General features: G+C 47.1%; 8 protein-coding genes. 4 read left to right on the top strand and 4 right to left on the bottom strand.

What is annotated here, in order from left to right:
* Positions 1 to 40: 40 nt before the first annotated feature.
* Positions 41 to 400, bottom strand: coding sequence for a hypothetical protein (locus EKG39_RS22670; protein WP_126508244.1), 360 nt, complete (start codon positions 398 to 400; stop codon positions 41 to 43).
* Between the two features lie 461 nt (positions 401 to 861).
* On the opposite strand from EKG39_RS22670, the gene EKG39_RS22665 reads away from it, so the two are divergent.
* A complete protein-coding gene (locus EKG39_RS22665) occupies positions 862 to 1,488 on the top strand; it encodes a CatB-related O-acetyltransferase (protein ID WP_126508243.1) in 627 nt (208 codons plus the stop codon).
* Between the two features lie 84 nt (positions 1,489 to 1,572).
* Here EKG39_RS22665 and EKG39_RS22660 read toward each other — a convergent pair whose 3' ends face one another.
* The 3 genes from EKG39_RS22660 to hslR form a co-directional block, all read right to left on the bottom strand.
* Positions 1,573 to 3,114 carry a phosphoenolpyruvate carboxykinase gene (locus tag EKG39_RS22660; protein ID WP_126508242.1) on the bottom strand — a complete coding sequence of 514 codons (1,542 nt, stop codon included), beginning with the start codon at positions 3,112 to 3,114 and terminating at the stop codon, positions 1,573 to 1,575.
* A 204-nt stretch (positions 3,115 to 3,318) separates the two neighbouring features.
* Positions 3,319 to 4,179 carry an Hsp33 family molecular chaperone HslO gene (hslO, locus tag EKG39_RS22655; RefSeq protein WP_126508241.1) on the bottom strand — a complete coding sequence of 287 codons (861 nt, stop codon included), beginning with the start codon at positions 4,177 to 4,179 and terminating at the stop codon, positions 3,319 to 3,321.
* Positions 4,180 to 4,304: 125 nt separating this feature from the next.
* Complete coding sequence (gene hslR, locus EKG39_RS22650) at positions 4,305 to 4,703, bottom strand: ribosome-associated heat shock protein Hsp15 (protein ID WP_126508240.1); 399 nt, start codon at positions 4,701 to 4,703, stop codon at positions 4,305 to 4,307.
* A gap of 257 nt (positions 4,704 to 4,960) precedes the next feature.
* On the opposite strand from hslR, the gene gspC reads away from it, so the two are divergent.
* Genes gspC through gspE form a run of 3 tightly spaced genes read left to right on the top strand, consistent with a single transcriptional unit; the run spans position 4,961 to position 9,612 of the window.
* Positions 4,961 to 5,872: a type II secretion system protein GspC gene (gene gspC / locus EKG39_RS22645; protein WP_126508239.1), complete on the top strand. Its 912-nt coding sequence runs from the start codon at positions 4,961 to 4,963 to the stop codon at positions 5,870 to 5,872.
* A gap of 25 nt (positions 5,873 to 5,897) precedes the next feature.
* A complete protein-coding gene (gene gspD / locus EKG39_RS22640) occupies positions 5,898 to 8,048 on the top strand; it encodes a type II secretion system secretin GspD (protein ID WP_126508238.1) in 2,151 nt (716 codons plus the stop codon).
* The gene (gene gspE / locus EKG39_RS22635) at positions 8,041 to 9,612 is read left to right on the top strand and encodes a type II secretion system ATPase GspE (RefSeq protein ID WP_126508237.1); all 1,572 of its coding nucleotides are present in this window, start codon (positions 8,041 to 8,043) and stop codon (positions 9,610 to 9,612) included. Before gspD ends, gspE begins: the two co-directional genes overlap by 8 nt.
* The last annotated feature ends 20 nt before the right edge of the window (positions 9,613 to 9,632 follow it).

The following is a 9,632-nucleotide window of genomic DNA, read 5'->3' as shown; positions in this document are numbered from 1 at the left end:
GAAAACCGACGAATATACTTGCTTCATCTGATGTATTAACTCATCTAACTATGAGTAATGGTGCTAAGCAAATGGCAGGGATCGCTATGTTTAACTTGACGTGGGGAGTCATACCAACGCCGACAGCAAGGGCTAAGGCATCTAGCTGGATCTTTCGCTCCATCTCATCTAGCTGGCCCAGGAAACGCTTGAAGGCAAATGCCATAGCGATGCCAATGAGTGTGTGAATGATGAAGGCGAGGCTGATTACCAGAGCTGATAAAGAGTAGTATTGAGACAGTAATGAGCCGATTAAGAGTGATAGCGCCCAAAGTACGGCTAGCAAGTTAACTCGGTTGGCATTCTTCAGGTCTCTTGTGGGTAGCCCCTTGGAGCAGAGTGCATTGAAAATACTTTTCATGGTTAATCTCCCTATAACTTTTTATGGTTAATTTCTTTGACTCTAACTATCACGGATGCAAAATGTAAAGCTTACTTTACCTGTGAGGTTAATTTAACCAACATATAAAGTCAAGCTTACTTTACTTTGTGTTTGGTAAGCTTAACATTCGCTCGCCGTTAAGGAGATTTGATAGGCGTTTCGGTAGTCCGGTTGTGAATAAATAGGAGCGGAGCAGGAGCGCTTTCAACAAGAATACTTTCAGCAAAAATGTTGAAATCAGGTGCGATAAATTTGACTGCGATTAAGGCGGAGATACAATTATTCGCTATAGTACTCACTCAGAAGAGAGGGGAGGATTGATGAAAATTATCCCGTTATTAAAGCAACCCAGAATCGGTAAGTGATGTGTTTTGAACGTGAACACATCGCCACATACAAACGTTCCGTGGCAGAGAAAATCTAGTTAAGAGTACATTGTCATGACAAAAAAGCACTGGTCAAAATTTCAACTTCTGCATGAAGTTGTGAGAAACAAGAATATACATATCAAGGGCACCCATAGTTATTACAGCGACTGCTGGGATAATGGTTTTGAAGAGTCTGTCATCCGCTACTTGTGCGGTGACCGCGAGGGCGAAAATAGAGAGCCTAATTGGCATATCGATCAGCTCCATATCGGTGACTATGTCTGTATCGCCGCCGAAGTCGTGATTCTGATGGGGGGCAATCATAACCATAGGGCCGACTGGTTCTGTTTATACCCATTTATGGAATTCATCGAAGAGTCTTACCAAGGTAAGGGAGATACTCACCTTGGAGATGGTTGCTGGCTGGGGATGCGCGCCATGATTATGCCCGGTGTCACAGTCGGTGAAGGGGCTATTGTCGCCGCAAATAGCGTGGTTACCAAAGACGTTGCCCCCTATAGTGTGGTTGCGGGGAGTCCGGCGAAACGGATCAAGTATCGTTTCGAGCCTGAGATCATCGATGAGTTAATGTCATTGGATATCTACTCCTGGCCCCAGACTAAGTTCGATGCCCTAAAGCATCACCTCTGCGGTGATGATATAGATGCACTTAGGCAAGCTATATTGACTTACGCCTAGCTATACATATAAAAATCCCGGTCTGGAAAACCAGACCGGGATTTTTGTTTTAACATTTAACTTAAATGATATGACTCATTCAGATTAAGCATTCGGTCCGGCATTCTTTATCGAATCTGGCACCTGGTATTTAGTAAAGTTTTTAGTAAAACTTTCAGCTAGTTGTTGTGCATACTCTGCATACTTAGCCTTGTCTTCCCAAGTATTAACCGGGTTAAGCAATTTGGTCTCAACGCCCGGAATGGCGAGGGGTACATTCAGATTCAGCTTAGCCAGATGCTCTGTCTCGACGCCCTTTAGGTCATCATTAACAATCGCATCAACTATAGCGCGGGTCGTTGGTATATCGAAACGCTTACCGATACCGTGAGGACCGCCGGTCCAACCGGTATTAACCAGATAAACCTGACTACCGAATGATTCGATCCTCTTCATCAACAACTCGGCGTAAACACCCGCCGGACGAGGGAAGAAAGGTGCACCGAAACAGGTAGAGAAGGTTGATTGAATCGCTGAGCTCGAGCCCATCTCTGTCGAGCCGACTTTTGCCGTGTAACCCGATAGGAAATGGTAGGCCGCCTGCTCTTTAGTGAGTATAGATACCGGTGGTAAGACACCCGAAACATCACAGGTCAGGAAGACAACCGCATGAGGTTCTGCACCACGGTTCTCCTCTTTACGCAGCTCGATATGTTCGAGGGGATAAGCGGCGCGGCTGTTTTCTGTGAGACTCGAGTTGGTGTAATCCGGAACTCGGTTTTCATCCATGGTGACGTTTTCCAGAACGGTACCGAAGCGGATCGCATTCCAGATAACGGGCTCATTCTTCTGGCTAAGATCGATACACTTCGCGTAACACCCGCCTTCAATGTTGAAGACACCGCCGGGGGCCCAGCCGTGCTCGTCATCACCGATTAGAAAACGCTTAGGATCGGCTGACAGTGTGGTCTTGCCTGTGCCAGACAGACCGAAGAATAGTGTTGTATCGCCTTGAATCCCGACGTTAGCCGAGCAATGCATAGGGAGTACACCCTTTGCCGGAAGCAGGAAATTTTGTACCGAGAACATCGATTTTTTCATCTCACCGGCATACTTAAGGCCGGCAAGTAGTACTTTGCGTTCGGCAAAGTTGATAACCACGGTCGCATCGGAGTGAGTGCCATCTCTTTCTGGTTCACAGACAAACCCCGGTGCATTCATTATCTGCCAGACAGGCTTATCGGCAGCGTTAAATTGCTCAGGAACGATAAAGAGGTTACGAGCAAACAGCTGATGCCAAGCCGTCTCCGTGGTAACCCGTACCGGTTGATAATGCTCAAGGTCTGCACCGACTTCCAGGTCAGAGATAAATAACTCTTTATCGCCCAGGTATGCTTCGACTCTGTTCCATAGCGCGGTAAATGCGGCTTGCTCAAAAGGCTTATTGACCGGGCCCCAATCAATATCTGCTTCCGAGCCTGGCTCTTTAACGATAAAACGATCGTTAGGTGAGCGACCGGTGCGTTCACCTGTTTTTGCGACGAGTGCACCGTTTGCAGTCAGTTCACCTTCTCCTCTGGATAGAGCAAGTTCAATGAGTTGTGCCGTTGAGGGGTTGTGGTGAGTACTGTGTGTTCCATCCGCCATTTGTAGGGTCTCCATGTTTAAGGTCGGAATTATTTGTCAGTCTTTGCTGACTTGTATTTTTTATTTGAAAAATGGGCGTCTTGATGCGCTGAAATGTGATTGTAACTTAAGCAGATATGAATGTGTGAGGAAGATCGTATTTTTGGTTAAAAAAAGAGGGCGCTCACAAGCACCCTCGTTTTGTTCGTCGTGACTACTGAGGCTTTACTGTTTGGTCTCTGGAGCCTGGGTATTGCTAAAAATAGCTTCAACATCAATTGAATCAAAGTGATAGCTTGTATTGCAGTATTCGCAACCCATCTCTATCTTACCTTGCTCGGCGATGATGGCATCAATTTCAGCTTTTGAAACGGTGCGAATTGCAGAGGCACTGCGCTCTCTCGAACAGGTACATGAGAACGTCACTTCGATAGGATCAAAAAGTCGAACCTCTTCCTGGTGGTAGAGGCGGTGTAACACCTCTTCGGCCTCCAGCTCGAAAAGCTCTTCGGCCTTAACTGTTGCGGTGAGTTGCTCTAAGTGCTCAAACTCGGCGTTGTGTTCGCCTTCGCTCGGCAGCACCTGAAGTAACATTCCGGCAGCTTGCTTGCCGTTGGCGAACAGGGATATTTTAGTGGGTAGTTGTTCAGACTGAGTAAAATATTCCTCAAGGCATGCAGCAAGAGAGTCCTTATCAAGCGCAACAACACCTTGATAGCGCTCGCCTTTTGTTGGGGTTAAGGTGATGACCATATGCCCTTTGCCAAACAGTTGTTGCAGAGTCGCACCTTCGGTTAGTTCACCGTCCCAGCGCGCTACACCGCGGAGTTGTTGAAGGTTGTTGCCATTGATAACAGCGAGTGAGACAGAGCCATCGCCTTGAAGTTGAACACTGATATCACCGCTGAACTTCAGCGTAGCCGTTAGCAGCGATGTGGCAGCCATTAGCTCACCCAAGAGTTCCTGAATTTGTGCAGGGTAAGTATGAGCCGAGAGGATCTCTTGATAACTCTGCTCAAGCTGTACCAATTCGCCTCGGACGTCAGCATTTTCAAATAGGTAGCGGTGTAAATTATCTTTACTCATTTCGGTTTCAATCTCACAATGTCATTCGGTATAAAACTGTTCAGTAAACTGGGCAGTTATCATTTATTTGGATATATATGCTTAATATATGGCCTTTAATCTTTACTTCAATGCCGAGCTTGATATTAGCTCTCTTTAAAGCGGATTAATTGGCGGCGCTGTTTCTTATCCGGCTTATGATCCGGAGCCGGATTGTTCAGTACATTTAATCGTCTCGCCTCAGCATAGGTTTCTCTTTTAGCTATGCTTTCGGGCGTTTCCTCGTACAGAGTTTGCGCGAATGTTGCTTTTTGACGCTGATCTGACAGTTTTTTTATGATGATCTCTTTTTCGTCATAACCCTGTCTTAATTTTATTACAGCATTTAATTCAGCCAGTTTACTGGATTTTGCACGTTGTCCATTATAATGAACTTTACCACCATTAATCATATCTTTTGCGATGGCACGGGTCTTATAGAAGCGTGCAGCCCAAAGCCATTTGTCCAAACGGACGGCTTTTAGTTGTTCGGGTGGCTTGTTCATCGAGTCTCCATAGTAAAATTAATGATGGGCAACTTCACATGCTGGGTAATAAAATCGCTTTTTAGTGTTGCGATCACCTAATATAGCGACCAACTTCACACCCTTTTAAGGCGCGTAAAGTTAGCATATTTGGGCTATTTTCGCCAATTAAGCAGGTGTTATGGGCTTGTTGCTATTAGCCGTGTAGGTTAGCATAAGTCACGACATCCTAAATTATCTTAAGCAGAACAGAGACCTGTATAGAGGGTCCACTCAATATGGATTTATTAGATAAAGTAATTAGTAAGGCTGCGGCAATACCGCATAAGCCTTTGAGTTTGACGGCTTTTTGGGTCGGCTTGTTAGTGGTCCTTTACCTCTTAGCTCAGATCACCTGGAAGTTAGTTCCAGCCTCTGATTCACCAACCAATTGGATGCCTACCCCGGTAAGCGGCAGTTCGGCTAGTCGTGTCAGTATTTCCGATTTGAAAGAGTTATCTTTGTTTGGCAAGGCCGATTCAGGCTCTAATCAGCCTAAAATTGCACCAGTTGAAGAAAAGATCACCGACGCACCAAAAACTTCACTTTCTATTCAATTGACTGGTGTTGTGGCCTCCACTGCGCAGCAGCATGGTTTGGCCGTTATTGCTTCAAGTGGCAGTCAGAACACCTATAGTTTAGGTGATAAAATTAAAGGTACTTCAGCCTCGCTGAAAGAGGTCTATGCAGACCGCATCATTATCACCAATAGTGGTCGTTACGAGACCCTGATGCTGGATGGTCTAAAATATGAGACCGGAGGCAAGGCAAACCAACAGTTACAGCGGGCTAAGTCGTCGGTTAATAAGGTCGATAAGAGAAAAGATAGTCAGGTTGCCAAAGAGTTGGTGAGCTCCAGAGACGAACTGTTAGCCGATCCGAGCAAATTAACCGACTATCTGGCCATTTCACCGGTAAAAAGTGGCGGAGAGCTTCAGGGCTACCGTTTGAATCCGGGTAAAGATAGAGAACTGTTTAAGAAGGCCGGTTTTAAGGCCAACGATTTAGCAAAATCAATTAACGGCTACGATTTGACTCAGATGAGTCAGGCGTTAGAAGTCATGGCACAACTACCTGAATTAACCGAGATCTCATTGATGATCGAACGGGAAGGGCAGCTGGTTGAGATCCTGTTCAGTCTGCCGCAATAAAAAAGGTTTTAGGGGAAGTAAAGAAATGAATAATAAGAAAATTCGCCACAAGCTTATCGCTGGCATGGTGATGGGAGCATCGCTTTTAGCTCCTCAAATCGCTTGGTCTGAGCAGTATGCGGCAAATTTTAAAGGGACAGATATTCAAGAATTTATCAACATAGTTGGTAAGAACCTGAATAGAACCATCATCGTCGACCCAACGGTTCGTGGCAAAATTAATGTACGAAGCTATGACCTGCTGGACGATGAGCAGTATTATCAATTCTTCCTCAATGTGCTCCAGGTTTATGGCTATGCGGTCGTAGAGATGGATAACAACATCATTAAAGTGATCAAAGATAAGGATGCCAAGACGGCGTCTATCAGGGTTGCCGATGATGATAAGCCAGGTTTAGGCGATGAGATGGTGACACGTATTGTTGCCCTCTATAACACGGAAGCGAAACAACTAGCTCCACTACTGCGTCAGCTCAATGATAATGCCGGTGGCGGTAATGTCGTTAATTATGACCCATCGAATGTATTGATGATCTCGGGTCGCGCTGCTGTGGTAAATAAATTGGTTGAGATCGTTCGCCGCGTAGATAAACAAGGTGATACCGAGGTTCAGGTGGTCTCGCTGGAGTTTGCATCGGCTGGTGAGATAGTACGTATTATCGATACCCTCTATCGCTCGACTGCCAATAAGTCTCAGTTGCCGGGTCAAGCCCCCAAAGTGGTTGCCGACGAGCGTATGAACGCCGTTATTGTCAGTGGTGATGAGAAAAGCCGCCAACGTGTGGTGTCATTGATTAAGAAGCTGGATGCCGAGCAAGCCAGCATGGGCAACACTAAGGTGCGTTACCTGCGTTATGCCAATGCGGAAGATCTGGTCGAGGTATTGACCGGTTTTGCCCAGAAGTTGGTCGATGATAAAGATGGTGGCGCACAGCAAGGTGGCAGTAAGCGTCGTAATGAAATTAACATCATGGCCCACGCAGATACCAACGCCTTGGTTATCAGCGCCGAGCCGGATCAGATGCGCACCATTGAGAGTGTCGTGAACCAACTCGATATTCGCCGGGCACAGGTATTGGTTGAAGCCATTATCGTTGAAGTCGCCGAGGGTGACGACGTCGGCTTCGGCGTGCAATGGGCCACGGCTGCCGGCGGTGGTACTCAGTTTAATAACTTAGGCCCTACAATTGGTGAAATTGGTGCCGGTGTCTGGCAGGCGCAAGATACTAAAGCTTCTCAAACTTGTACCGGTTCGGGTGATAATCAGACCTGTACCGATAACCCGGATGTTCAAGGTGATATCACCTTGCTGGCTCAGGCCTTAGGTAAGGTCAACGGTATGGCATGGGGCGTGGCCATGGGCGACTTCGGTGCGCTTATTCAGGCCGTCTCCAGCGATACTAAGTCGAATGTACTCGCAACTCCTTCTATTACGACACTGGATAATCAGGAAGCGTCGTTTATTGTCGGTGATGAGGTGCCTATCCTGACCGGCTCAACCTCGAGCTCGAGTAATACCAACCCATTCCAAACTGTCGAACGTAAAGAGGTGGGAGTTAAACTTAAGGTCGTACCTCAGATCAACGAAGGCACCTCGGTTAAGTTAACCATCGAGCAGGAAGTCTCAGGTATCAACGGTAAAACCGGTGTCGATGTGACCTTCGCGACCCGTCGTCTGACCACCACTGTTATGGCTGATTCGGGTCAGATTGTTGTCCTGGGTGGCTTGATCAACGAAGAGGTGCAGGAGAGTGTGCAGAAGGTACCTTTCCTTGGCGATCTCCCGATTATCGGTCATCTTTTCAAGTCATCTTCGAGCGGCAAGAAGAAGAAAAATCTGATGGTATTTATCAAGCCAACCATTATCCGTGACGGGATCACCATGGAAGGCATCGCTGGTCGCAAGTACAACTACTTCCGTGCGCTGCAGCTTGAGCAGCAGGATCGCGGCATTAACCTGATGCCAAACAGTGAAGTGCCGGTACTCGAAGAGTGGAATCAATCTGACTACCTGCCTCCTGAAGTCAACGACATTCTGGAGCGTTATAAAGAGGGCAAAGGTTTAGAGACTAAGATGCGTGAAACGGATCCGGCCTTAAAGACGATCTCTGAGAATAACGAAAAAGATAAGCAAGATAACACTTCTGCCACCACTGAAGATAAAGATGATGAGTGAGACTCAAGCTTCTCAGAATGATGAGCTGGCACAAGTGACCGATGAGCTTGGGCTGGCAGTCGAAAGTGAAACCGATGAGGTGTTTCACTCCACGAGCAAGGAGCGGTTACCTTTTGCTTTTGCGCATCGCTTCGAAGTGGTACTGGATAGCTTAGATGATCAAGTGCTTACCCTGTTTCATACCGCTTCGACGCCAGTCGAGGCTTTATTGGAGGCTCGTCGCTATACAGGTAAGGAGTTGCCTCTGGTGCAGCTTGCATCGGACGCGTTTGAGGCTAGGCTGACGCAGGCTTATCAGGCTAACTCTTCAGAGGCTCAGCAGCTGATGGAAGATATTGGCAATGAGATGGATCTGTTTACCTTAGCCGAGGAGTTGCCGCAGACCGAAGATCTGCTTGAAGGCGATGACGATGCGCCGATAATTAAATTGATCAACGCACTCTTGTCTGAAGCGATTAAGGAAGAGGCGTCTGATATTCATATCGAGACCTATGAGAAACAGCTTGTTGTGCGTTTTCGTGTCGATGGTGTACTCAAAGAGGTACTCAAGCCAAATCGTAAACTCTCGTCACTGCTGGTTTCACGTATTAAGGTGATGGCACGCCTGGATATTGCCGAGAAACGTGTGCCGCAGGATGGCCGTATCTCGCTACGTATTGCCGGCCGTGCCGTTGATGTTCGTGTATCGACAATGCCATCGAGCCATGGTGAGCGCGTCGTATTACGTCTGCTCGATAAAAATGCCGGAAACTTAGACCTTATCCAGCTGGGAATGACCGAAGCGGTACGCATTCAGTTCGATGAACTGATCCGTAAACCTCACGGTATTATTCTGGTCACAGGACCTACAGGGTCGGGTAAGAGTACGACCCTCTATGCAGGTTTGACCGAACTTAATTCCAAAGATACCAATATTCTTACCGTCGAAGACCCTATCGAGTATGAACTTGAAGGCATTGGTCAGACTCAGGTGAACACTAAGGTCGACATGACCTTTGCCCGAGGTCTGCGTGCGATTTTGCGTCAGGATCCCGATGTGGTGATGATTGGTGAGATCCGTGACTTAGAGACGGCTCAAATTGCGGTTCAGGCTTCATTGACGGGCCATATGGTATTGTCTACCTTGCATACCAACACTGCCTCAGGTTCTATCACACGACTTCAAGATATGGGTGTTGAACCTTTCCTTGTCTCCTCAAGTTTATTGGGTGTGTTAGCTCAACGACTGATTCGAACCCTTTGTTCCGACTGTAAGTCTGAACATGCGCCGGATTTGAGTGAGCGTGAGCTATTGGGTATGACTGCTGATGATACCCGAGTGATCTATCGCGCTCAGGGATGTAAGGCATGTGGCCATAATGGCTATCGTGGACGTACCGGTATTCATGAACTGCTCGTGGTCGATGACGATGTTCGCGAACTGATTCATACCGGCCGCGGAGAATTGGCAATTGAAAAGCATATTCGTAAATCAACGCCGAGTATTCGTCATGATGGTATGAGTAAGGTGCTTGCAGGGATCACGACGCTTGAAGAAGTGCTGCGTGTAACCCGCGAGGAATAATTGATGCCAGCATTTGAATA

Source organism: Shewanella atlantica (genome assembly GCF_003966265.1).
Taxonomy (GTDB): domain Bacteria; phylum Pseudomonadota; class Gammaproteobacteria; order Enterobacterales; family Shewanellaceae; genus Shewanella; species Shewanella atlantica.
The sequence above is the reverse complement of the archived record's forward strand: the minus strand, read 5'-3'. Positions and strand labels throughout refer to the sequence as shown.

What these genes read in the sequence shown, in the direction of transcription:
- EKG39_RS22670 (WP_126508244.1), bottom strand. Translation starts at nt 400, where the DNA reads ATGAAAAGTATTTTCAATGCACTCTGCTCCAAGGGGCTACCCACAAGA.
- EKG39_RS22665 (WP_126508243.1), top strand. Translation starts at nt 862, where the DNA reads ATGACAAAAAAGCACTGGTCAAAATTTCAACTTCTGCATGAAGTTGTG.
- EKG39_RS22660 (WP_126508242.1), bottom strand. Translation starts at nt 3,114, where the DNA reads ATGGCGGATGGAACACACAGTACTCACCACAACCCCTCAACGGCACAA.
- hslO (WP_126508241.1), bottom strand. Translation starts at nt 4,179, where the DNA reads ATGAGTAAAGATAATTTACACCGCTACCTATTTGAAAATGCTGACGTC.
- hslR (WP_126508240.1), bottom strand. Translation starts at nt 4,703, where the DNA reads ATGAACAAGCCACCCGAACAACTAAAAGCCGTCCGTTTGGACAAATGG.
- gspC (WP_126508239.1), top strand. Translation starts at nt 4,961, where the DNA reads ATGGATTTATTAGATAAAGTAATTAGTAAGGCTGCGGCAATACCGCAT.
- gspD (WP_126508238.1), top strand. Translation starts at nt 5,898, where the DNA reads ATGAATAATAAGAAAATTCGCCACAAGCTTATCGCTGGCATGGTGATG.
- gspE (WP_126508237.1), top strand. Translation starts at nt 8,041, where the DNA reads ATGAGTGAGACTCAAGCTTCTCAGAATGATGAGCTGGCACAAGTGACC.